The sequence below is a fragment of the Ensifer sp. ENS06 genome (assembly GCF_014852205.1).
Lineage (GTDB): Bacteria > Pseudomonadota > Alphaproteobacteria > Rhizobiales > Rhizobiaceae > Ensifer > Ensifer adhaerens.
Genome location: NZ_JACVBC010000003.1, coordinates 414,659 through 438,817, shown reverse-complemented (window position 1 = coordinate 438,817; position 24,159 = coordinate 414,659). Strand labels below are relative to the sequence as shown.

The 24,159-nt window shown below is 64.1% G+C and carries 16 protein-coding genes; 8 read left to right on the top strand and 8 right to left on the bottom strand.

Annotated features, from left to right (window positions below):
• Position 1 precedes the first annotated feature (1 nt).
• Positions 2-775 (top strand): thiazole synthase, encoded by a 774-nt coding sequence (locus tag IB279_RS15595; RefSeq protein WP_060521899.1) that lies wholly within the window; start codon positions 2-4, stop codon positions 773-775.
• Positions 772-1,377 (top strand): thiamine phosphate synthase, encoded by a 606-nt coding sequence (locus IB279_RS15590; protein ID WP_113504720.1) that lies wholly within the window; start codon positions 772-774, stop codon positions 1,375-1,377. The genes IB279_RS15595 and IB279_RS15590 overlap by 4 nt, the downstream gene beginning before the upstream one ends.
• A 34-nt stretch (positions 1,378-1,411) precedes the next feature.
• Here IB279_RS15590 and IB279_RS15585 read toward each other — a convergent pair whose 3' ends face one another.
• Positions 1,412-3,142, bottom strand: a complete 1,731-nt coding sequence (locus IB279_RS15585) for an amidohydrolase family protein (protein WP_090296652.1) — start codon at positions 3,140-3,142, stop codon at positions 1,412-1,414.
• 126 nt (positions 3,143-3,268) lie between these two features.
• On the opposite strand from IB279_RS15585, the gene IB279_RS15580 reads away from it, so the two are divergent.
• The 3 genes from IB279_RS15580 to IB279_RS15570 all read left to right on the top strand — a co-directional run bounded on the left by IB279_RS15580 (position 3,269) and on the right by IB279_RS15570 (position 10,170).
• On the top strand, positions 3,269-7,384 hold the full coding sequence (locus tag IB279_RS15580; RefSeq protein WP_162741115.1) for an AAA family ATPase: 4,116 nt from the start codon (positions 3,269-3,271) through the stop codon (positions 7,382-7,384).
• On the top strand, positions 7,381-8,940 hold the full coding sequence (locus IB279_RS15575) for a radical SAM protein (protein WP_113187149.1): 1,560 nt from the start codon (positions 7,381-7,383) through the stop codon (positions 8,938-8,940). The genes IB279_RS15580 and IB279_RS15575 overlap by 4 nt, the downstream gene beginning before the upstream one ends.
• A gap of 168 nt (positions 8,941-9,108) precedes the next feature.
• Entirely contained in the window at positions 9,109-10,170 is a 1,062-nt protein-coding gene (locus IB279_RS15570) for a GH25 family lysozyme (RefSeq protein ID WP_034798446.1), read from the top strand.
• Positions 10,171-10,213: 43 nt separating this feature from the next.
• Here IB279_RS15570 and IB279_RS15565 read toward each other — a convergent pair whose 3' ends face one another.
• The gene (locus IB279_RS15565) at positions 10,214-11,692 is read right to left on the bottom strand and encodes a patatin-like phospholipase family protein (RefSeq protein WP_113187151.1); all 1,479 of its coding nucleotides are present in this window, start codon (positions 11,690-11,692) and stop codon (positions 10,214-10,216) included.
• A 225-nt stretch (positions 11,693-11,917) separates the two neighbouring features.
• Between IB279_RS15565 and IB279_RS15560 the strand changes: the two genes are divergently transcribed.
• Together IB279_RS15560 and IB279_RS15555 are read left to right on the top strand one after the other, a co-directional pair.
• Complete coding sequence (locus IB279_RS15560; protein WP_034798445.1) at positions 11,918-12,592, top strand: response regulator transcription factor; 675 nt, start codon at positions 11,918-11,920, stop codon at positions 12,590-12,592.
• Complete coding sequence (locus tag IB279_RS15555) at positions 12,589-13,959, top strand: HAMP domain-containing sensor histidine kinase (protein WP_113187152.1); 1,371 nt, start codon at positions 12,589-12,591, stop codon at positions 13,957-13,959. The genes IB279_RS15560 and IB279_RS15555 overlap by 4 nt, the downstream gene beginning before the upstream one ends.
• Before the next feature lie 114 nt (positions 13,960-14,073).
• Here IB279_RS15555 and IB279_RS15550 read toward each other — a convergent pair whose 3' ends face one another.
• The 6 genes from IB279_RS15550 to IB279_RS15525 form a co-directional block, all read right to left on the bottom strand.
• Positions 14,074-15,447: an alpha-glucosidase/alpha-galactosidase gene (locus IB279_RS15550; RefSeq protein WP_113187153.1), complete on the bottom strand. Its 1,374-nt coding sequence runs from the start codon at positions 15,445-15,447 to the stop codon at positions 14,074-14,076.
• A 23-nt stretch (positions 15,448-15,470) separates the two neighbouring features.
• Entirely contained in the window at positions 15,471-17,144 is a 1,674-nt protein-coding gene (locus tag IB279_RS15545) for an ABC transporter ATP-binding protein (RefSeq protein WP_113504723.1), read from the bottom strand.
• A 12-nt stretch (positions 17,145-17,156) separates the two neighbouring features.
• The gene (locus IB279_RS15540) at positions 17,157-18,284 is read right to left on the bottom strand and encodes an ABC transporter permease (RefSeq protein WP_090425958.1); all 1,128 of its coding nucleotides are present in this window, start codon (positions 18,282-18,284) and stop codon (positions 17,157-17,159) included.
• Positions 18,281-19,291, bottom strand: coding sequence for an ABC transporter permease (locus IB279_RS15535; protein ID WP_192339328.1), 1,011 nt, complete (start codon positions 19,289-19,291; stop codon positions 18,281-18,283). Before IB279_RS15535 ends, IB279_RS15540 begins: the two co-directional genes overlap by 4 nt.
• Before the next feature lie 69 nt (positions 19,292-19,360).
• Positions 19,361-21,445 (bottom strand): ABC transporter substrate-binding protein, encoded by a 2,085-nt coding sequence (locus IB279_RS15530; protein ID WP_113187155.1) that lies wholly within the window; start codon positions 21,443-21,445, stop codon positions 19,361-19,363.
• 110 nt (positions 21,446-21,555) lie between these two features.
• Positions 21,556-23,019 carry an alpha-glucosidase/alpha-galactosidase gene (locus tag IB279_RS15525; protein ID WP_090425966.1) on the bottom strand — a complete coding sequence of 488 codons (1,464 nt, stop codon included), beginning with the start codon at positions 23,017-23,019 and terminating at the stop codon, positions 21,556-21,558.
• 188 nt (positions 23,020-23,207) lie between these two features.
• Here IB279_RS15525 and IB279_RS15520 point away from each other — a divergent pair, with 188 nt between their 5' ends.
• A complete protein-coding gene (locus IB279_RS15520; protein ID WP_034798432.1) occupies positions 23,208-24,149 on the top strand; it encodes an AraC family transcriptional regulator in 942 nt (313 codons plus the stop codon).
• The last annotated feature ends 10 nt before the right edge of the window (positions 24,150-24,159 follow it).

Sequence of the window (24,159 nt, the reverse complement as noted above, 5' to 3'; positions counted from 1 at the left end):
CATGCTGACGCTTTATGGACAGGACCTGCGCTCACGGTTGCTGCTCGGCACCGCCCGCTACCCCTCCCCCGCCGTTCTGGAAGATGCGGTGCGATCGTCAGGCACTGAGATCGTCACGGTCTCGCTCCGGCGCGAAACCGCCGGAGGCCGCCAGGGCGGCGCCTTCTTCGAACTGATCCGGGCGCTCGGCGTGCACGTGCTGCCGAACACCGCCGGCTGCCACTCGGTGTCAGAGGCGGTGCTGACGGCCAAGATGGCGCGCGAGGTCTTCGGCACCAACTGGCTGAAACTCGAAGTGATCGGCCACCACGATACGCTGCAGCCCGATGTCTTCGGCCTGGTCGAGGCGGCGCGCATCCTCTCGGCCGAAGGGTTCGAAGTCTTTCCCTACACCACGGATGATCTCGTGGTTGCCGAACGGCTCGTGGAAGCCGGCTGCAAGGTGCTGATGCCCTGGTGCGCGCCGATCGGCAGCGCCATGGGGCCGCAGAACATCCAGGCGCTCAGGGCAGTGCGGGCCAACTTTCCCGATGTGCCGCTGATCGTCGATGCCGGCATCGGCCGGCCCTCGCACGCAACGACGGTGATGGAGTTCGGCTACGACGCCGTCCTGCTCAACACCGCCGTCGCCGGCGCCGCCAAGCCCGCACTGATGGCCGCTGCCTTCGCGGGCGCGATCGATGCCGGCCGGCAGGCCTTCGAGGCGGGCATGCTCGAACCGCGCGATTTTGCCGTCCCTTCCACCCCCGTCATCGGAAAGGCGGTGTTTGCGTGAAACTTGACCCCTTCTATCTCATCGTCGACAGCGCGGATTGGATCGAGCGGCTGGTGCCGCTCGGCGTCAAGCTGGTGCAGCTACGCGTCAAGGATCGTACGGAAGCGGAGATCCGCCGCGAGATCCGCGCGGCCAAGGCCGTTTGCGACGAGCAGGGCTGCCAGCTCATCGTCAACGACTACTGGCAACTGGCGATCGCGGAAGGCTGCGACTTCGTCCATCTCGGCCAGGAGGACCTGGCGGAGGCCGACCTTGCTGCAATCCGCGCCGCCGGCCTGAAGCTCGGACTCAGCACCCATGACGAGACGGAACTGGAGACAGCACTTGCTGCCAAGCCCGACTATGTCGCGCTCGGACCGGTTTATCCGACCATTCTCAAGGCTATGAAGTGGGCGCCGCAGGGACTGCCGCGCCTTGCCGCCTGGCGGAACCGTGTCGGGTTGCTGCCGCTGGTCGCCATCGGCGGCCTCAACGTCGAGCGGATCGCCGGCGTCTTCGAGCACGGCGCCGACATCGCCGCCGTCGTTACCGACATCACCCGCAATGCCGACCCGGAAGGCCGGACGCGCGACTGGATCGCCAGAACCGCACCGTGGCGATAGGCACGTGCCGGGCCGCGGGTAGCAGTCTCCGCGGTCAGGCGATCTCCAGCTGCGAGAGCCAGGAGGCGTCCAGGCCACGCTTGCGACAATAGGTGGCGAGCCGCTGGCGGGTCGGCCCCGGCCGGTCGAGGCCGAGGTAACGGGAGGCGTTCTTCCAGAAGATGTTCTGCTGGTCCTCCTCGCTGACATTGGCCTCCTTCAGTTGCTGGGCAATCCGCGGGACGTAGGCGTTGTAGTCCTTCTCCAGCGCCATCATCGACCAGTCGGTGCCGAACATCAGATGGCGCGCATCGGGATCGTAGTCCCGCAGCCACTTGTCGAGCAGCGCGCGGATTTTTTCGTGCAGCCCGGGCGTGTTGTCGGTGACGAGCTCGCTCAGGTAGCTCAGGTCGGCAAACAGGTTCGGCCGGCGCCCGTGGCCGATCGTCTTGCCAATGATGTCCTCCCAGGTCGGCGGACCGGAGAATTTGTCCTGGGCGCAGGACACCATGACCCCCGTCGGTGCGCCTGGGCGAATGACTTCATCGAAAGCGCCGAAATGCGCCAGATTGATCCGCAAGTCATTGTAACGGTTGGTGTCGAGCAGCTTCTTCCAGTAGGCGGGGCTCGCCATATTGCCATAGCCGCAGCCGGCGCCGATGCTGTTTTCCGCATGCGCCATGATCGGCACGCTGTTGTCGCGGCACCAGTCGTAGAGCCGCTTCAGCGCCGCATCGATCGCCGGATCCGCATTGCCCCATGCCTTGAAGCCCATCGGCGGGTAGATCTTCACGCCGATGAAGCCCTTTTCCATGATCGCGTAGCGGACGTTTTCCAGCGACGAGCCACGCTTCTGCGCCTCCCGGTGCGGATCGAAGCCGACGAAGCTGTGCATGTGGATGCCGTGCCGCTTGATCACCAGCTGCTGGATCTCGTCCATCACGTCGATCTGGTCGTGCTGCGGCGATGCCCTGCCGCCGATCGACTTCTCGAAATCGAGGATGCTCGGCGTGATCATGGAAAACCGGCATTTCGACGCGAAGATCCGGGCATAGGTTTCCGCCAGGTTTTCGCGGTAGTCCTGCATGAGGCGCACGAAGGAAAGGTAGTTGCCGATCTGTTCGTGGGCCTTGGCGGCCGACGCCAGGGCATCGACATCCGTCTCCTCCACGCTGCCGGAGCGCCGCTGCAAGCCCTGCGGCAGGCCGGGGGTGCCGCCGATCTGTTCCAGCAGGCCTTGATAATCCGGCGTTTCGGCGCCGCTTCGTGCGGTCAACGATGCGCGCTGCTCGCCGGCTAGCGCGACCAGTTGCTTGACGGCGATGCGCAACTGCTCGTCCTTCTGCCGCTCGAACTCGGCGTCGGAGGGGCGCGGCACCCGCTTCTTGAGAATAGCGTCCTCAGCCTTGGCCTTGGGCGCGACGTCGCCAAGGGCCGTCACGAGGAAAACCACCAGGGCGTTTTCCAGACGCTTCGACTGCAGCGGATCGGCGGAGAGTTTTGCTTCCGGCAGTTTCTCCCGCAGCGCCACATAGCGCACCAGCCCTTCCACGGGCACATCGGCCGCGTTGAAGAAATGGCAGTGAACGTCGACGATCGGGTAAGGAAGCTCGCAGGCCGCGGCCGGTGGCCAGTCGTGTCGACACCCGGAAAGCACATTCGCCATCACGCCTGCCGAGAACAGCCGCAAGACATTGCGGCGTGTCACGGCGGCGACCGGACCAGCCCAGTCGACCCCCATCATCCCCTCCTGTTGCGAGACCCCCTCGAACAATCGGGCAAACATTACTCCGTTCGCAAGCGGCGTGGAACAGATATTTACTTGCCGTTACTGGAAACCCATAGGTCAACACGGGCGGCCTTTAAGTGCGAAAGGAGGCATGTTACTCTAAAATCTTGGGGAGAATTTTGCGTGGTAGGTGGCGCCGGCAAGAATGAATTCCAACGTTACCTGTCGGGAGCCCTGGTTCGATGGTCTGCCCCGGCGGCGACGGATTCGGCTGGCCCGACGCGCGAGGACTTTCCCGGCGCCTTGCTGTTCGCCGACATCTCCGGTTTTACCCGCCTGACCGCCAAATGGTCCGAAAGCGACCGCGCCGCCGGCGCCGAACGGGTGAGCCGGCTGCTCAACGGCTACATGGGGCCGCTCGTCCGGCATATCGAGGAACATGGTGGCACCGTGTTGAGCTTTGCCGGCGACAGCCTGCTTGCCGGCTGGCAGGCTGCCTCCGACAGCGAGCTGGAGCAGGCCGCCTGGCGCAGCTGCTATTGTGCCGGCCGCATCCGTGAAGAGATCGGCGGCCCGGGCGGGCCGGAGGACGCGCTGCAGCTGCGCATCGCCGTCGGCGTCGGCACCATCACCCTGCTGCACCTCGTTCCCCGCATCGACCAGCGCTGGCTGATCGTCGGCGGCGACTGCCTGGCGCAGGCGGACCATTGCGGCCTTTTGAGCGATGCCGGCGAAATTCTCGTCTCCGACGCCGTGTGGCAGCTGATCGGCAAGCGGGCAACCGGCCGGCCCGGCCGGGAGGGCACCGCCCGCCTCGAACGCATCGATCCCTATTCGACCGCAACCGGGCAGCCCCACCCCCTTTCGGGCTTCGCCAGCAAGCGGCTTGAAGCCTACCTGCCGCTTTCGCTGCGCGGTCGGCTTCTATCGCCGCTTTCGGAGTGGCTGGCGGACCTGAGAACCATTACGGCCCTGTTCGTGCATATCGTTGGCCCGGACCTCGAGAAAGATCTCGATCGGCTGAACCAGCTCGTTGCACGGTCGATCGCCGTTGTCGGCCGCACCGGCGGGGAAATCCTCCATACGGCCCTTCACGCAAACAGTCTCGAGATCTTCGCGGTCTTCGGTCTGCCCGGCCCCAAACATGCCGACAATGCGCGCCGCGCGATCGTTGCGGCGCTGCGTCTTTCAGGCGAGCTCGACGATCCCGATATCGGCCTTTCGGCCGGCATCTCCACCGGCGAAAGCTTCTGTGGCGCGCTCGGCGCCAGCCACCGCGCGGACTACACGGTGGTCGGCGCCGCCGTGAACATGGCCGCGCGCCTGGCAAGCGTTGCCGCCGGGCGCATCCTTGTCGACCAGGCGACGGCAAAGGAGACGGCCAGCCAGATCGCCTTCTCCGGACCGTGGTCGCTGGCCATACCGGGCGTGCGCGGCGGCGTGTCTGCCTTCGCGCCGATTGCCGAGACGGTCGCAACGATCGACACCAAGTCACCGGCACTCCTCAACCGTGCGGCCGAAATGACGGCCCTTTCCGCCTATCTCGAAAGCGCGCCCAGGGGGCAGTCCGGCATCATGATCGTCAAGGGCGATTCCGGCGTCGGGAAGTCGGCCCTTCTGCGCGCCTTCGTCGAGCGCTGTCGCGACCGCGGCAACCGCGTGCTCGTCGGCAATGCCGACGACATCGAAAGCGACGTCCCCTATTTCGCCTGGCGTGGGGTTATCCGCGACCTGCTCGGTATCGGCGATCTGCGCGGCGCCGAGGCCACGGACCAGGTGGCGCTCTTCTTTGCGGAAAGACCGGAGCTTGCTTCCCTCGCGCCGCTGCTCAACGATGCCATCAACCTCACTTTGCCGGACACGCCGGAGACCCGGGCCATGTCCGGCGACGGGCGCTCCCATCGGCTGCGCGAGCTGCTGAGCGAGCTCATGGCCGACAGTCTCGCCGGGGGACAGGGCTTCGTCGTGCTCGAAGATGTGCACTGGCTCGACGAGGCGTCCGGCCAGCTGCTCGGGCGGCTGGTTTCAGGGGCGGCACCCGTGCCGGTGGTCGTATCGACCCGGACGACCCGCACGCAGGAAGACCTGACCCGGTGGACCGGCCTGCACCACAACGGCGCCCAGACGCTCGATCTTTTGCCGCTCGACTTCGAGGGTACGATCGCGCTCGTTCGCGCATCAATCGGCAGCAACTCGCCCGCCGACGGCTTCGGCGAGGCGGTCTATGCGCAGTCGGCCGGAAACCCGCTGCTGATTTGCGAAATCTGCCGGATGATCGGCGAGCGCCGGCTGCCCAAGGCGGCCGAGCCTGCCGCAGCCGTCTCGCTGCTCTCCGAGCCCCGCTCGAACGATGCGACCCTGCTCAATACCGCCAAGGTTACCGTGATTGCCCGGACCGACCAGCTTCCGGCGGAGCTGCAGGTTCTCCTGAAGATCGCAAGCGCCATGGGCGCGACCTTCTCGCTTGCCGAGCTTGGCGCGCTGCCGCCGATCAGGAAGACGGCACTGGACATCGAGGCGAGCATCGAGCGGCTGCGGGCGGCGCATCTGATCAAGCCCGCCGACGACCGCCCGGGCCGGTTCATGTTCAGCCATGCCGTCATCCGCCAGGCGATCTACGAAAGCCTGCTGTCGGAACAGCGCCATGAAGCGCATCGCGCGATCGCCAAGGCGATGGAGGAAGGCGGGCAGCCGGACAATGCGGAAAACCTGCCGCGCGTGCTCAGCCACTGGGAGCGCGCAGGCGACGCCGCGCAGGCCTTCAACTATCTGGACCGCGTTGCCGAACTGCGGCTGCGCCAGTTCGACAACGCCGCCGTCGTCGATCTGATCGAGCGCTTCTTCAAGACAGCGCGCGACCTTTCGATCACCATTCTACCGGCAAGACGGGCGGCCGCCTGCTTCCTGCTCGGCGAAGCCAGCCTCAATCTTGGCCGCGCCGAAGCGGCCCGCCATGCCTATGAGGAAGGCCTGCGGCTTTCCGGCCTGCCGCTGCCGCGCACCTCTGCCGGCCTCGCGCTGCATCTCGTACTCGATCTCGCCGAACAAGTGTGGCGGCGCACCATCCACCGCGACGCGGACTGGATCCTGAAGCGCGAAATCTCGCGATCGCCGTCCGATCCCTTCCTGCTTGCGGCGAAGGCGCATGAGGACCTGACGCGGATCTATTACTTCACCAGCGAGAAGCTGCGGCTGATCCATGCGACGCTGAGGGCGACGAACCTTGCCGAAAGAAACAAATACGTCTCTCCGACGACCGCCGCCAATTATGCCAGCCTCGGCGCCATATGCGGCGTGATCCCGCTGCACAGCCAGGCCGAACACTACAGTCGGCTGGCGGCAGCACTTTCCGAACGCGTCGACCAGTTGGGAACGCGCGTGCGGGTCGACTTACTGTCGGGCATGTACCAGATCGGCATCGGTCATTGGCACGCGGGCAAGCGGGCGTTCGAGGCCGGCCTGAACAATGCGGCGACGGTCGGCGACCTGAGGCGCTGGTGCGAAGTGGCGGTCGGGCTGGAGACGATTTCCGGCCCTTGGCTTTTGACCTCCGCCTTCGAGGGCATCGCGCCCTGGGAGATCCTCGTGCAGCGGATCTGCGAGGAAGGGCGCCGGCGCGGGGACATGCAGGTGCTCGGCTGCGGCCTGCTCGGCCGTCTCAGGGGCCACGCAGCACTTGGCCGCTGGAACGCGATCGACACCGACCTCGACGAACTCGAACAGATCCTTCGCGAAAAGGGTGACGGGCTGGAACTCGTCCATTCGATCGAAGGCGCATCGCTTCTGAGCGAGGCCGCCCGGCGACGGGGCAACAGCACGGAGGCCGCAAGCTGGCTCGAGCGCGCGCTTTCCTGGTGCGAGACGCTCAACCCGGCGATGAAGACGCGAACGCTACCGGCGCTCGCCCGTCTCTTCGATGTCGCCAGCGACCCTGACGGAGGCGACCTGCTGGCCGCACAGCTCGTCCTTAGAAAACTCGAGCGCTTTGCGCGGGTTTACCCGATCGGCCGACCGGTGGCAGCGCTCGGCGAAGCGACCCTGCATCTGCGCCGCGGCCAACAACGCCGCGCCGAGCGCGTCACCCAGTATGCCCTCGCGGAGGCGATCCGGCTGGAGATGCCGGCCGTCGCGCTTGCCGCCCTGCAGCATGCCGCCGGACCGAGAGACGCCGAAGCGCGCCAGGCGTTCGAGACGATGTTTTCGCTGCGCCGGGCCACGTGGTGCGAGGTTCTTCCGCTTGGCCAAACCGACCAAACGCCGCATGTCCAGTTTGCCAGATCTCAGGGGAGCCGCGCATGAACCGTCCCAGTCCTCCCCGCATCCTGATCGTGCTAGCCCATTTCGACGAAACCCGGAACCCCAGGGGCCGCCCCGACTTCATCCCCCAGGGAACCGGCCACCTGTTCCTGGCGGGCGCCTTTGCCCGCGACCGCGTGGACCTTCGCGCCTACAGCGAATTCCATGACGGACCGCTCGTCGACGAGGCAGCCTTTGCCGACCTCGACATGCTGGTGTTGACGGGCGTGACCGCAGCCTTCGACCGGATGCAGCACCTGACGGCCTATGCCCGCACCAAGTCACCCGGTTGCGTCGTCGTCGCGGGCGGGCCGGTCGTGCGCAATCTACCGGTTTCGAGCGCCGAAACCTTCGACTACGCCTGCGACGGTGACGTCGAGGAGATGCAGGCGGTCATCAGGGAGGTGTTTGGCGAATGGGCCGTCTCCGAGACGACACTGCCGCGCTTCGACCTTGCCAATTGGCGCGGTCCGGTCAGCTACATCGAGACGAGCCGCTACTGCAATTTCAAGTGCAGCTTCTGTGCGCTAACCGCCGAAGGCAGACGCTATCACAGCTACGACCCCGCCTATATCGAGGCGCAGCTGCGCAACGCCCCGCCGAAGAAATACGTGCTGTTCATCGACAACAACTTCTACGGCAACAGCAAGGACGTCTTCTATGACAAGCTCGAAGTGATCCGATCGCTGTGGCGGGAGGGGCTGTTTCAGGGCTGGATTGCGCTCGTCACCGGCGACTTCTTCCGCGATCCCGCCAATCTGGAAGCCGTGCGGGCGGCCGGCTGTCTCGGCCTTTTCAGCGGCGTCGAAACGCTGAACGAAGCGCAACTGAAACGCTACCAGAAAAAGCAGAACCTGGTGGTGCCGCAACTGGAGGCGATCCAGACCTGCCTCAACGCCGGCGTCGCCTTCCAGTATGGCTTGATGTTCGATCCGTCGTCGCAGACGATCGAGGCTATGCAGGAGGAGCTCGCCTTCATCACCGGCGAAACCACGATGCCTCTGCCGGCGTTCCTGAGCCTGACGATCCCGCTGCTCGGCACGCCGCTCTTCGACGAGTGCGTCGCCGACGAACGCTTCCTGCCCTCGGCCAAGCTGCGCGACATGGATGGCTTCACCCTGATGACCCGTCCGCTCGATGGTCTTGAGGACGTGGCCCTCTTTGCCCGCAAGTTGTCGCGCCTCGACGGCAACCGCGCCCGTATCCTGCGCCATTGCCTGGGGTTCTACCGCAACTACCGCCACTCGCTTTCCGGGCGGCAGATGATCCACCTGCTGGCCAACAGCCTGCGCCTCGCGCTTCCTTCGGTCCTGCATCGCCACGGCCTGCCGACGCGCTCGGGAAGCGACGAAAATCTCACCTATGTGACGACGACACAGCCGCTCGGCCCGCTCTACACACCAGCCTTCCGGGTCGGCGAGGGTTTCCGTTCGCATTTTGCGCCGACGATGATCACCGACGCGTCCGGCGCGCTCGACGACACCATCGCCCGCAACCTCGAATTCCGCACCAGCCGCCGGCAACGGACAGGCACCGGCATCGAACATTCGTCCAGCTGACAGCGCCACCACGCCTCGTCAAAGTGCCCGGCCCGATGCAACCTCCAGTGCGTGAAATTGGGTTCGCTTGGTAAGATTGGATTCAAACTTTTTGGGTAAGCTTCCGTTAGCTATTTCACACCTGTCGGCCGGCGATCGCCGTCGACCTTGTTTTGCGTACGGGTGCCCATGCGTCTTTCAGCTGCGACCGCAATCCTTTTTGCCGGCCTCATTTCGGGCTGCTCCTCCAGTTCGAGCCTGGACACCATCGCGCCGCCCTCGCGCGAAACGACGAGTTCGGTCGCGATGTCGGCCGCACCGGTGCCCGCCGCCAATGTCGGCGCGCGGGTCGCACAGATGACGCCGCCGCAGAACGTTCAATCGGCACCGCCCCAAGAAATGCTCGCCTGGGCCGGACCGGTCCCGGAGCCGGAAGCCTTTGCACCCGCGGCAAACACCACGACGACGCTCGCCGCGCCTGTTCCGGACGCGCGGCCGGTCGCTTTCGTCGCGCCGGAAAATCCGGTGACCCAGGCGATGCCACAGGGCCGCTCGCGCATCTACGGTCATCGTTTCCGTGACGCCAAGCCGATCAACTTCGGCCGCGCCAAAAATCCGCGCAAGATGGCCGTGCATGGCGTCGACGTCTCGCGCTGGCAGGCTGACATCGACTGGGCTCGGCTGCGTACACAAGGGGCGAACTTCGCCTTCATCAAGGCGACCGATGGCGGCGACCACCTCGACCCGATGTTCAAGAAGAACTGGCGCGCTGCCAAGGCGGCCGGCATCCGCCGCGGCGCCTATCACTTCTTCTACTGGTGCCGCACGGCCGGCGAACAGGCCGACTGGTTCATCCGCAACGTTCCGCGTGAACCGGGCGCGCTGCCGCCTGTCATCGACGTCGAATATAATGGCGAATCGAGCTGCAAGCGTCGCCTGTCGCCCGAGCGCGTGCGCGAAAAGATGCAGGTGTTCATGGACAAGCTCGAGGCCCATTACGGCCAGCGTCCTATCATCTACACGGCGCCGGACTTCTACGCCGACAACCTGCAGGGCGCTTTCAAGAACTATCCGTTCTGGCTGCGTGCCGTCGCCCAGCACCCGTCGATCGTCTACCCGAACCGCAAGTGGCTGTTCTGGCAGTATTCCGGTTCTGGCCTTTCTCAAGGGGTCGATGGCAAGATCGACCTCAACGTCTTCCACGGCAGCGAGGACCAGTGGCACGACTGGCTGGAGGCACGGGCGAACTGAGCCGGCAGGCTCTCGCTAACCTGCCTTCTCAGTCTGCAACCTCTCAACCCGCGCGGGCCAGGTTCGGCCCGCCATGGTTGACGCGGTCGAGGAACCGCCGATAGCCGGCATTGTCGCGCAACAGGCGCCGGCCGAGATCCGCAAGAAAATCGACGTCCTTTTCGTTGAGGCTCAGCCGATTGTGCAGCCCGAGGATCCGCCGCGCCAGCACCGGTTCGGATACATCCGACAGCGCCAGCCGGATGATATCGACATCGAGATCGCCGCAGCCCCGCTTGGCGCCGCTGCTGCCGCACCGCCAAGTCACGAAGCTTTCCCGCCAGGCCGGCAGATGATCGCGCAGCGCATCGAAGCTCTGAAGATTGGGAATATTGATCATCGCGTCGATGGCGGCGACGATCGCATCGGGAGCCTTGGGGCTGTCGACTGTCTTCGAGATGTCCCCGCCGATCCGCGTGGAGGCATCGACGACGATGACAACCAAATGCCTGAGACGGAAGGCGCGCTCCGCTGGGATGGGTTCCGGAGCACCCCGGCCCATCAGGTGCAGCAGGCTTTGCGTTCCGATGCCATCGACCAGGCCGCCATCGTAGAGTTTCAGATAGTTGAGATCCCTTGCCGTTTCATAGCGCCTGAGGGAGCCAGCGTATTCGCGCGCAACGAGCGAGCCCGGCGCGCGAACCCCTGTCTTCTGTGTTTTCGCTTCCGGCAACGCCTCGCAACCGCTTCGGAAGTTCTGCAAGGTCAGCGGCGCGAAAACGACCGGGACGGCCGCCGAGGCCGCAACCGCATAGGCGAGCGGATAGTCGTCGTAGCTGCTGCAGATGGCGGTGAACGAGGCACGGTCGAAGATGAACGGTGAGCGGTTATAGAGATCGGTCGCGTGGATCACCAGGCGTGGATGGCCGGAGCGCGAGATGTTGCCGAGCGTTGCGCCGTTAAACAGGTTGGCGTCGAGCCAGGCCGGAAAACCGGAGAGATCGTTCACCCCGCCGCGATAGCCGCGCAGGATATTGGGTGGTGAAAACGACGTCCTGAGCGAGGCCTCGACATCGCGTCCGAGAAACCGTTTGCGGAAATCCTCAAGGCCCGCGCGGCCGTTCAAGGCAAAATAGGAGGCGAGCACAGCACCTCCGGAGACGCCGGCAACAACCGCGACATCGTCGGCAAGCCGGCGCCCTCGCCCGCCCGGGGACGGCGCCTCGGCCAACGCCGACAGGACGCCGTAGCCGAAGGCAGCGGAGCGGGCGCCGCCACCGGAAAAGGCAAGGATGATGCCGGTGTCGCTCACATCAAACGTCGACTGCGCAAGCGACACGGCACCCGTCGTCAGTTCAAGTCGTCTGTTGGTGGGCGTCACGTCCGGGCCGGCGCAGCCGGCGGTGGCAAAAGCGAGCGCCAAGGTACCGTGACGCAGGAAACGACCTGCGCGCGCAAGTGCAACCGGATGCGCTGCACGCCAGCCAGCCGGCCTTTCCCTGCGTTGTCTGAGTGTAGGCGACGTCCGTTTGCTGAATGTCATGCGCCGTGATCCGGGTTGGCTTTGCCCGCGAACCCCGTTCTTGAGGTTTCACTGCTGCACAGCCTAAGGATCAAGATTGAGACAGCATGTCATGCAGGGCGCCCGCAACGAATGATTGTGCGGCGACAAAGATCGGGATTACCTTGCGGCGGGATGACAGGTTCCCTCAATGAAGCGGCACTAGGATCGCGCGCGTAGGCACGTTGCACGGGGTAAAGCGCATTCATGCGGGTCTTGCTGGTCGAAGATGAGAAGGAGCTCGCGGGGGCGCTCAAGGCCGCGTTGAGCCACCACCGGATGATCGCCGATCATGCGCGCGATCTCGCTGAGGCCGCGCTGATCCTCAACGACGCCGTCTATGACGTGGTCGTGCTCGATCGCAAGCTGCCCGATGGCGACGGGCTCTCGCTCATCCCCGTGATACGGGCGCGCGGCAACACCGTGCCGGTGCTGATGCTGACTGCGCTCGACGACCTCGCCGACCGGGTGGCGGGGCTCGATGGCGGCGCCGACGACTATATCGGCAAGCCCTTCGCCTTCGAGGAACTGCTGGCGCGGCTGCGCGCGCTTGCCCGTCGCCCGGTTCCGGTGCAATCCGATGTCGTCACCGTCGGTCGGCTCTCCTTCGATCTCGCCCATTGCGAGGCGAGTGTGGCCGGCACGCCGCTGAAGATGCCGCGGCGCGAGCTTCTGGTGCTTGAAACGCTGACCCGTCGCATGGGACGCATGGTGCTGCGCGCCGCCCTGATGGAAGCCGTGTTCGGGCTCGACGACGAGATCCAGTCCAATGCGCTCGACACCCATATCTCGCGCGTGCGCCGCAAGCTGGCGGACGCAGACGCGGGCGTGACCATCAACGGCATCCGCGGCGTCGGCTATCTTCTCAGAGAAGACCAATGAGCGGCCGCGCTTCCCATTCCTTCAAATGGCGGCTCGTCGGCTGGCTCGTGCTGTTCGAAACGGTGGCCACCCTCATCGTTATCGCCATTGCGGTCGGCCTTCTCTGGGTGACCGGCTATCTCATCGACGGCTACGAGAATGGCAATGTTGACGTCTTGAAGGACGCGATCACCCGCAAAGCCGATGGCGGGCTCGAACTTCAGGAAACGCCGGAGCTGCAGGAGCTGCGCCAACAGGCGGGAAAGATCTGGTTCATCGTTCGCGACAGACAAGGGCACAGCCTCTCGGAGGGCACGGTGCCGGAAGAATTCGCCTTTGCGGTCGCCGGGCTCGAGCGCATGAACGACGCCCGCCTCCGGCTTTCGCCCGACAAGAACGCCCGTCCGGAAGCGGTCGTCAAATGGCTCGAGTCGCCGGCCGGCATGGTCCAGATCTTCAGCGGCACGGACGGACAATTGACGCTCGGCCGCCTGCTGCTCAGCACCACCGGCGCCTTCCTCAGCATCTTCGTGCCGATGCTGCTACTGCTCGCCTTTGCGACCGTGGTCGTCACCCCGATCGTCGTTCGAAGGATGCTCTCGGGCCTGTCGCACGCGGCCTCGCATGCCGCCCACATCGAATATGACCAGCGCGGCATCCAGATGCCGGTGACGGGTGTTCCCAATGAGTTTCTGCCGCTGGTGACGGCCGTCAACGATGCGCTGACAAGGCTCGATGACGGCTATACGAGACACAAGCGCTTCCTGGCCCAGGCGGCGCATGAGTTGCGCACGCCGGTTGCCATTCTCGGCGCTCGCATCGCCTCACTGCCGCCGGGACCGGACAAGACCCGCCTCAACGAGGACGTGACGCGCCTTTCCATTCTGGCGGGCCAGCTTCTCGATCTCGAACGTCTCGACGCCCAGAGGGATGATTTCAGGCCCATCGATCTCGCAGCGCTTGCCGAGCGGGTGATTGTCGCGCTCGCGCCACTTGGCTTCGGAGCAGGTTACGAGATGACATTCGAGGCCGTTCAACGCCCTGTCATGGTGACGGGAGACGAGGCGTCGCTGGAGCGAGCGCTCACCAATCTCGTGCAGAACGCCATCGACCACGGCGGAAGGCGCGGCACAATCACGGTCAAGGTCGATCCTCAGGGCGTGATCGATGTCTGCGACGACGGCGACGGCATTCCGCGCAGCGAAACCGACCGGATCTTCGAGCCGTTTCAGCGGCTGAACAAGGACGGCAAGGGCGCGGGCCTCGGCCTCAACCTCGTGCAGAAGATCGTGCACCTGCATGGCGGCTACGTCGACGTCTCCCGCTCGGCGTCCGGCGGCGCCTGCATGCGGATCGTGTTGCCGCTGGCGGCAGCCGTAACGGCTTGAGAAGAACAAGCCCCGGAACCGGCGCTGTCGGTCTTGCCCCGTAAATCGGCTAGGACATGGGGGAAAGACGACATGCGGTTCCGGGGCTCGACGCGGCCTGACCGGGAGAAAAAGTCAGGCTGCCTGGACCTTTTTCGACACGCGCGCCCATTCCGGGATCCAGTCGCGATGCGCGACGAGCAGGTCGTCGACGAGCGACCAGATCTGGTCGAGATCGAGTTCGGCCGCCGTGTGCGGATCCATCATTGCGGCGTGGTAGAGATGCTCGCGGTTCTCGGTCATGAGCGCCTGAACCGTCAGCTCCTGCACGTTGATGTTGGTGCGGATCAGCGCCGTCAGCTGCGGCGGCAGATCGCCGATGAAGGTCGGCTGGATACCCGAGGCATCGACCAGGCAGGGAACTTCAGCGGCGCAGTTTTCCGGCAGCGAGGTGATGCAGCCGTTGTTCCTGAGGTTGCCGTAGATGACGGAGGGTTCGCCGGTCCAGACCGAGTTCATGATCGAAGACGCGTATTCGTGGCTCTCGGCCACTTCGATCGTCTCGGCTTCCTTGAAGGCCGCCGCCTGCCCCTTCCAGCGCTCGATCTGCTCGACGCAGCGCTTCGGGTACTCGTCGAGCGGGATGCCGAACTTCTCGATCAGGTCGGGACGGCCGTCCTTGATGAAATAGGGCGTGTACTCGGCGAAGTGCTCGGAGCTTTCGGTGACGAAATAGCCGAGCCGCGTCAGCATCTCGTAGCGCACCTTGTTGGGGCAGCGCGGGTTCCAGTGGCTGGGCTTGGGGAAGCGGCCTTCGCGGTAGCCGCGCACCAGATCCGGATAGAGATCGCGGAAGCTGCCGTCGGCCTGTTTGTGTTCGAACTTGAGGAAGAAGGCCATGTGGTTGATGCCGGCGGCGCGGTAGCGGATCTCCGAAACCGGGATGTCGAGATCGCGTGAAAGCTCGTAGGCCGTGCCCTGGACAGAATGGCAAAGGCCGACCTGACGGATCGTCGGAAACTTCTCGGAGATCGCCCAGGTGTTGATCGCCATCGGGTTGACGTATTGCAGCAGGATCGCGTTCGGGCAGACCTGCAGCATGTCCTCGCAGATCTTCCAGAGATGCGGCACTGTGCGAAGGCCGCGCATGATGCCGCCGACGCCGAGCGTATCGGCAATGGTCTGGCGCAGGCCGTACTTCTTCGGCACCTCGAAATCCGTGACCGTGCAGGGCTCAAAGCCGCCGATCTGGAAGGCGACGACGACGAAGTCCGCACCCTCCAGCGCCTTTTTCTGGTTGGAATGGGTCTCGATATCAGCCTTGACGCCGAGCGTGCGCACCAGCTTGCCGGCGACGACCTCGCTTTCGCCGAGGCGCTCGGGGTTCACGTCCATCAGCGCGATCGTCGCGGCCGACAGCGCCGGACGCTGCAGTACGTCGCCGATGATGTTCTTCATGAAGACGGTGGAGCCGGCGCCGATGAAGGTGATCTTGGGTTGTCTGGTCATGGATTGCCTCTGCTTTCTAGCGGTCATGCTGCCACATCGAAGGCGGCTCTCACGAGCCTTTCGGTGTAGGCGGTCTTGGGATTGGACAGAATTTCGCTCACCGGCCCCTCCTCGACTATTCTGCCGTGCTGCATCACCACCACCCGATGGCAGAGCGCGCGCACGACCTTGAGGTCATGGGAGATGAAGAGGTAGCTCAAGCCCCGCTCGTCCTGCAGCTTGCGCAGCAGTTCGATGATCTGGGCCTGGACCGAGAGATCGAGCGCCGAAGTCGGCTCGTCGAGCAGGATGAATTCAGGCTCAAGCGCGATGGCCCGGGCGATCGCAATGCGCTGGCGCTGGCCGCCGGAGAACTCATGCGGAAAGCGCGACAGGATGTTGCCCGGCATGCCTGCGGCGTTAAGCGCATCCACCACCCGGTTGAGCCGGTCCTTGCGGTTCTCACCGATGCCGTTGACGACCAGCCCCTCCTCGATGATCTGGCCGATCGACATGCGCGGGTTGAGCGAGGCGAAGGGGTCCTGAAAGACGATCTGGATGCGCGAGCGCAGAGGCCGCATCTGGGTCCGGTCCTTGTCGTGGATCGGGATGCCGTCGAAGTAGATCTCGCCGCCGTCGGGGTTGAGCAGGCGGATCAGCGCCTGGCCGAAGGTCGTCTTGCCCGATCCGGATTCGCCGACGAGCCCCAGCGTTTCGTGCTTGCGCAGATTAAGGCTGAGCTTGTCGACCGCGACCAACTCAGAAAACTGCGAGCGGAAAAGACCGCCCTTCTTCAGCATGAAGGAGACCTTCACGTCCCGCCCGTCGAGCATGATCGGGGCGTTGTCCGGTAGCGTTTTAGCCGCACCCGACGGCTCCGACGAGAGCAGCCGTTTGGTATAGGCATGCAACGGGTTGGCGAAGAGCCCGGCCGTGGTGTTGTGCTCCTTCACCTCGCCGTACTGCATGACGTAGACGTAGTCCGAGAACTGCCGAACCACCGTCAGGTCGTGGGTGATCAGGATCACCGCCATGCCGAGCTCGCGCTGCAGGTCTCGGATGAGGTTGAGGATCTGCGCCTGGACGGTGACGTCGAGCGCCGTCGTCGGCTCGTCGGCGATCAGCACATCCGGATCGTTGGCGAGTGCCATCGCGATCATCACCCGCTGGCGCTGGCCGCCGGAGAGCTGGTGTGGATACTGATTGATCCGAAGCTCCGGGTCCGGGATCCGCACGTGGCGCAGGAGCTCCAGCGCCCGCTCGGTCGCGGCGCGTCGGCTTATCCTGCGATGCGCCCGGATCGCCTCGATGATCTGCGTGCCGACCGTGTAGACCGGATTGAGCGAACTCATCGGCTCCTGGAAGATCATCGCAAGGCGATTGCCACGCAAACCGCGCCGCTCACGCGGCGAGATTTTCAGCACGTCCTTGCCGTCATAGTCGATGCGCGATTGCGGGGCGATCGTGGCACGCTTGGAGAGCAGCCCCATGACGCAGCGCGCGGTAACCGATTTGCCCGAGCCGGACTCGCCGACGATGGCGATGGTCTCGCCGCGGTAGAGCTGGAAGGAAACATCCTTCACCGCCTCCACCGTGCCATGTTCGACCTTGAATCGAACCGCGACATTGCGGGCGTCGATGACCGGCCGGCCATCGCGTTCGGCAAGGTCCCTGCGCTCAAAGGGCGCGGCAGTGAGGACGTCGATTGTCTCTGTCATGATGCGTCCTCCTCAATAGGGATCGATGGCGTCGCGCAGGCCGTCGCCAAGCGCATTGAAGGCGAAGACTGTGACAAGCACGAAGGCCACGGGCGACAGGATCCAGGGATAGGACCCGATGACGGAATAGGTGGAGGTATCCTGCAGCATCAGCCCCCAGGAAATGAGCGGCGGCTTGACCGCAAAGCCGAGGAACCCGAGGAAGGATTCAAGCAGCACCACCTGCGGGATCGACAGCGTGACGGCGACGATCACATGGCTCATCACGTTCGGCAGGATATGCTGGAAGATGATACGCCGGTCGCTGGCGCCGACGGCGATCGCCGCCCGCACATAGTCGATGCGGGCAAGCGCCAGCGTCTTGCCGCGCACCTCGCGCGACATCTGCGCCCAGCCGAGCGCCGACATGACGATGATGACGAAGGCGAGGAAGACATTGGTCGGCGCCGTCACCGGGATCAGCGACGTCAGCGCCAGGTAGAGCGGCAATTGTGGGAAGGCGAGCACCAGTTCGACGAAGCGCTGAGTCCAGACGTCGAAGCGGCCGCCGAAATAGCCCGACGCCATGCCGACGGTCGTGCCGACGATGGTGACGATCGAGACGACGATGAGGGCGATCATCAACGAGATGCGCGAGCCGACGAGAATGCGTGACAGCACGTCGCGGCCAAACTTGTCGGTACCGAGCAGATGCACCGGCGAGCCATCGACCGCGCCAAAGAAATGGCGCTCGGCCGGGATCAGGCCGAAGAGACTGTAGGGCGCGCCCTTGACGAAGAAGCCAAGGATCTGCGGATTGTCGTAGTCGGGGCCGATGATCGGCTGAAAGGTGATCGGGTCGAGTTCCGTACCTTCGCTGAGCGGATAGCTGCGCGGCGAGAAAACGAGGTTGCCGTCCTTATCGGTAAAGCTGATCGCCTGCGGCGGCGCAAAGGCGACGCCCGTGGCCTTCGGATCGACCGGCGACAGGAAGTCGGCAAAGACCGCCATGAAGAGCAACAGGCCAACGAGCACGAGGCCGAGCATGCCGGTCCAGGAGCGCTTCAGCCGGCGCCAGACGAGCGCAGGATAGCTTTCGTTGTGCTGCTCGTTCTTGGGTTCGACGACGAGCGGAAGGGTTGTTTGCATCTCGACGGTCATGCTGGGGCTCCTCCGAGACGCACGCGCGGATCGAGTGCGGCCAACAGCATGTCGGCGATGATGTTGCCGAGGATAAGGGTCGCCGACAGAACCAGCATGAAGGTGGCGGTGACATAGACGTCGCCCACCCACATGGAGCCGACGATGGCCGGTCCGACGGTCGGCAGCGCGAAGATGATCGCCGTCTCGATCTCGCCGGTCAGCATGTAGGGCAGCACAACGCCCTGGTACATGATCAGCGGATGCAGGGCATTCGGCACCGCATGGCGCATGACCACCGCGCCTTCGCTCAGGCCCTTCGCCCGGGCGGTTTCGACATATTGCGCGTTCAGCGTGTCGAGCAGATTGCCGCGCATCACCCGCATATTGTAGGCGAGGCCGCCGAAAGTGGCGATCGCCACGACCGGCCAGACATGTTTGACGAGGTCGACGAATTTGTCCCAGGACCAGGGCGCACCGCCATAACGGGCCGAGTGGAAGCTGTTGATTTCGCTCACATTGAAATGGAAGACGAGGATGTAGACGATGATCAGCGCCATCAGGAAGCGCGGCACCGTCATGCCGAGGAAGGCCACCGTCGAAAGCAGGCTGTCGATCCACGAATACTGCCGTGTCGCGGCGATGATACCGAAGGATATGCCGATGATGGACGCCAGGATGTGGCAGACGAGCGCCAATGCCAGCGTGCGCGGCAGGCGTTCGCCGACGACATCGGCAACAGGCTTGTTGTAGTAGAGGCTGTGGCCGAAATCGCCGCGCGTCAGGATGCCGGTCATCCAGTTGACGTATTGAACCGGCAGCGGCTTATCGAGGCCATGCTCGTTGCGATAGGCCTGCGCCTGGGCTTCGGCTTCCTCATAGGATGCGCCACCCTGGTTGATCAGCTGCGAGCGGATGTAATCGCTGTAGTCTCCGGGCGGCGCCTGGATGATGGCGAAGGTCGCCACGCTCAAGACAAGCAGCACCGGAATGGCAGAGGCGATGCGGACAAGCAGAAACCTGAACATGCCGTTTCCTTCTGTCGGTTAAGATGAGGCGCCGCCCCTCCGGCTTGAGGCCGGAGGGGCGGCCTTCGATCAGTTGCTCAGGCTCTTCTCGCCGGGCTTGCCCGGGAGCTGCTCGGCGAAGAGCTCGAAGTCACCCTGCTTGTCGGCGGGGACAAAGAGACGCTCGCGCATGATCGTGTCCTCGGCCCAGTTGAACATGAAGATCGGCGCTCCTGTCGGCACGTTGGCGAAGCGCTTGTTGATGATCAACGCGCCCGGATATTCGGTAAGGCCGACTGTATCGAGATTCGTCGTCGCGACCTTCTGGTACTGCTTCATCAAGTTCGCGCGCTCGGCATTGTCGTTGGTGGCGATGAACTTGTTGATGATGTCGACGAGTTCCTGTTCGAAGGGCATCAGGTCAAGCTGACCGCCTTCCGGTGCACGGTGGTGCCAGCTGGTGCGCGGACCGGCGGCCGCCAGCTGCGGCGTGTTCTGCACGACGGAGGCATATTCGGCGGCGTTGCGGTGAACCATCCAGTCGAACTTGCCGGCGTAATTGGTCGCGTCCCGCTGCTTGCCGTCCAGCGAGTTCAGAACCACCCGGAGGCCGAGCTTTTCCATCTGGCCGATAAGACCCTCGGCCAGGTTGCGGTCGGTCGCATAGCTGTTGTCGATCAGAAGCACGATCTCCACGTCCTTGCCGCCGGCCTTGCCGTCCGCGAAGTTGACGAAGCCGTTGCCGTCGGTGTCCTTCAGCCCCGCCTTCTCAAGCAGCGCCTTCGCGCCATCGATGTCGAAGGGATAGTAGACGGTCGATTCCCGGTCGTAGAAGCTGGTGCCGGAGGAAAGCCCGCCGGGATAGATCGCGGTAAAGGGGCCCTTTACGAGCGCCTCGCCGAGCTTCTTGCGGTCGACCGCCATGGTCACCGCCTTGCGGAAATCCTCTTTGCGGTTGAGTTCACGCACCGCCTGGGCGCGTTCGTCCGGCTCCCCCCAGCCATTGGCCGAGAAGTTCATGTGCAGATTGTAGCCGATGAGGCGCGGGCCGAAGGCAAGCCGGGCGGGGGCCGTATCCTGGGCGGCGCGCTTCAGCGACTCCACGAAGTTTTCCGGCTGCTCGAGATTCGAGAGATCGGCGGAACCGGCAATCGCCTGTACGTCGCGGTCGGCCCAGGTCGAGAGCTTGTAGTGCAGCTCGTTGATGTAGGGCAGCTGGTTGCCGGCCTCATCGACCTTCCAATAGTACGGGTTCCGGCGCAGCACGATGATATCGTCGGGGCGATAGGCGACAGGGACCCAGGCACCCATGACCGGGATGTTCATGTACTCGGGCGGGAAGGCGTTCTTGTACTGGTCGTAGGTGGTGCCGGCGTATTTCGGATGCTTGGCCTTGAGAATATGCGACGGGCCGGGGCAGAAGGTGCCATAGGCCATGGCATAGAGATGCTGGCGCGGGAAGGCCTCCTTGAAGGTCCACTCGACCGTATACTGGTCGATCTTCTTCAGCGTCGTGCCAGCGCCGAAGGTCTCCGGCGTCGCGCCGTTCAGCGGCGTCACGCTCGGGTCGAGCACGTTGTCTTCCCAATAGAACATTACGTCATCGGCATCGAAGAGGTCGCCATCCGACCACTTGGCGCCCTCGACCAGATGCATCGTCAGCTTGTGGCCGTCAGAAGACCAGTCCCAGCTCTTGGCAAGGTTCGGCAGAGGCTCGACGTCCTTCGCTTCCACCTGGAAGAGCGGCGCCGTACGCGTCAGGCATTCGGACATGCCGATATCGATGCCCCCCCAACCCTGGCTCTGGCCGGCTGAGTAGTTCCAGCCCTCGGGACGACCGCCGATGACGTGGCGCAGCGTGTCGCCATAGACACCGACGCCATCAGGCATGTTGCCGGTCTTGAAGACCATCGGCTCCATCGGCAGCCGTTCGGCGACCGGCGGCAGCTTGCCGGTCTTGACGTATTTCTCCGTGACCCAGGCCGGTTCCTTATATTCCGGCAGCGCCTTGAACTCGGCGATCGAGTCGCGCGGCACATAGGTGATCTTGCCCTCGGCGGGAAAGGCCGGCTGCTGGGGCACGACGGTCGGCTCGGAAGCGGTCGCCTCCAGGGCAAGGGTCGAGATGCCGACAAGCAGCAGGCTCGCCATTTTCATCAGTCTGTGGCTGGTCATTGGCTTAGATTCTCCCTCTTTGCCGCGCCGGGACGCGGCCTCCTCCTTGAAAAGTCTGCACTTCAGGCAGCGCTGCCCACGTCTCCTCACGGAAGCAGCGCTGCAATCGATCAGCCGGCGGCGCGGACCTGACGCTCGGCGCGCAACTCGTCGAGCGAACGCACCTCACGCCGCGCAGCGCCCTTCCATTCGCGCGTCTTGACGGTTGCGCGGCCAAGTCGCTCCTTGGCGCCGTCGATGGCATGGGCGTATTGCGGCAGCCACTGGCTTTGAGCGACCACCATCTCGTCGACCATCTGCCAAACCTCCTCCGGTGTGCAGATGGCGCCGACCAGCGGATCATGCAGCATCGCCAGCTTTAGAAGATCGAGATCGCCGGTCACGGCCGCATGGACCGACATGCGCTGGACGTTGATCGAGGAAAGGCAGGTGGCGGCACAGGCCTCGGGAAGGGTGATGCCCGAGACCATGTTGATGCCGAAGCGATCGACGAAGCCGGGGGATTCGATGATGGCGTCGGCAGGCAGGTTGGTGATCACGCCATTGTTCTTGACATTGAAATGGCCGCGATAGACCCGGCCCGTTTCCAGGGCCTCGAGAATATGGCTCGCATGTTCGTTCGAGCGCTTCTGATGGTCGAGCGGCCGGCCGGCTGCTTCGAGGAACTGCGGAAACTCGGTTTCGAACCAGTTGCGCGTCTCGGTCGAATGCCTGAGATAGCCGCCGGTCTCGCCGTGGATCCAGTCGGACATATCGATCCAGCGGGTAATTTCCTCCGGGCGCTTGCGATACCAGGGAAGATATTCGGAGAGATGGCCGTTGCTCTCGGTCGAATAGACGCCGAACCGCTTCAGCACGTCGATGCGGAGCTTCTCCTGCTTGGAGAACACCGGGTGCGCCTCGAAGGCCGCAACCAACTCGTCCTTGCCGATCCTGCGGCCCTTCAGCCTCACGTCGACGAACCAGGTCTGATGGTTGATACCCGAGCAGATGTAGTCGAGTTCGCCCTCGCCGGCTCCCAAGATTTCGGCGATCTGCTCGCCGCCGTGCTGAACACCGTGGCAGAGCCCGACCGTATCGACCTTGCCGTATTCGATCGCTGCCCAGGTGTTCATCGCCATCGGGTTGGCATAGTTCAGGAACTTGGCACCCGGTTCGGCGACCGCGCGGATATCCCGGCAGAAGTCGAGGATGACGGGGATGTTGCGCTGGCCGTAGAGGATGCCGCCGGCGCAGATCGTATCGCCGACGCATTGGTCGACGCCATATTTAAGGGGGATGCGGATGTCGTCGGCATAGGCTTCGAGCCCGCCGACACGGACGCAGCTGATGATGTAGCGGGCGCCTTCGAGCGCTTTCAACCGGTCGGTGGTTGCCGTCACCTTCGTCGGCAGGCGGTTGACTTCGACAATCCGGTCGAGGATCGCCTTGATCATCTCCAGATTGCGGGCGCTGAGATCTGTCAGCGCAACCTCGATGTCGCGCAATTCCGGCACGGCGAGAATGTCGGTGAAGAGCTTCTTGGTGAAGCCTATGCTGCCGGCGCCGATGATGGCGATCTTGAATGTTGCCATGCCCTCACTCCTCATGAACTGCATGCATCTCTGACAAAGGGTAAAATCAATTCACGGTTTTTCACCGTCTCTGCGCGCAACTTCGATGCATCCCCTCATTTCTTACGGGCCAAAAGCACCGCCTGTTGCGCTGTTGGTGGTCATTATGTGTATAATCGCCGACCCCGCCAGAGCGGTATTGTGCTTTCATGGGTAATTTTATGCTGCAAGAATTGATCGACAACGGCCCGGTTATGCGCACCGTTTCGCTGCCGCGGGGACGCCAGAGCCTGCACGCGATGCCGACCAGCACCGGCTATGAAATCCGCAACAATGCGACCTATGACTGGGACGGCAGAAAGCGCGGAAACACGCCCTTTACCGTGCTCCAGCATACGATCGCGGGTGCCGGAAACCTGCGATACGAAAACCGCAGCTATCGGGTGCGCGAGGGCGAGACGCTGCTCCTGCTCGTGCCGCACAATCATCGCTACTGGCTGGAAGACGGCGGGCGCTGGGAGTTCTTCTGGATCTCGATGAACGGCGACGAGGCGCTGCGCATCCACCGCGCCCTGCTCGCCGTGACCGGTCCGGTATTGAAGCTGCAACCGGAAACGATCGAGCATCTGGCCGACTGCAGCCTGCGGCTGATCCGCGGCGGCGAGACGCCAGGCAGAGCCTCGGCGATTGCCTACGAGGCGGCGATGGCGCTCTACGACGACGTCTTCGGCTCGCACCCGGTGTTCAGCCATGAACACAGGACGATGCACCGGGTCGTCGACCACATCATGAACAACTTGCAGAACCCGCTTCCGGTGGAGGAACTGGCACGCGTGTCGGGCTTGAGCCGGGCGCATTTCTCGCGCGTCTTCGCCGCCAGCGAAGGCATGGCGCCCGCCGAATATGTGCTGCAGAAGCGCTTGCAGCGTGCGGTAAAACTGCTGACGAAAACCGCAAGCCTTCCGGTCAAGGAAGTGGCCATTCTCTCGGGCTTCGAAGACCCCAACTATTTCGCCAAGGTGTTCCGCCGCTCCTTCGGTCTGAGCCCGACGGAATTCAGAACCACCGGCATGTATGCCAGCATCGCCGCCGGCTCGGTGGAGCAAGCGGTCGACACGGCGGAGGACGCAACGGTGCTGCTGCCGGGTTGAAGACGCGAAC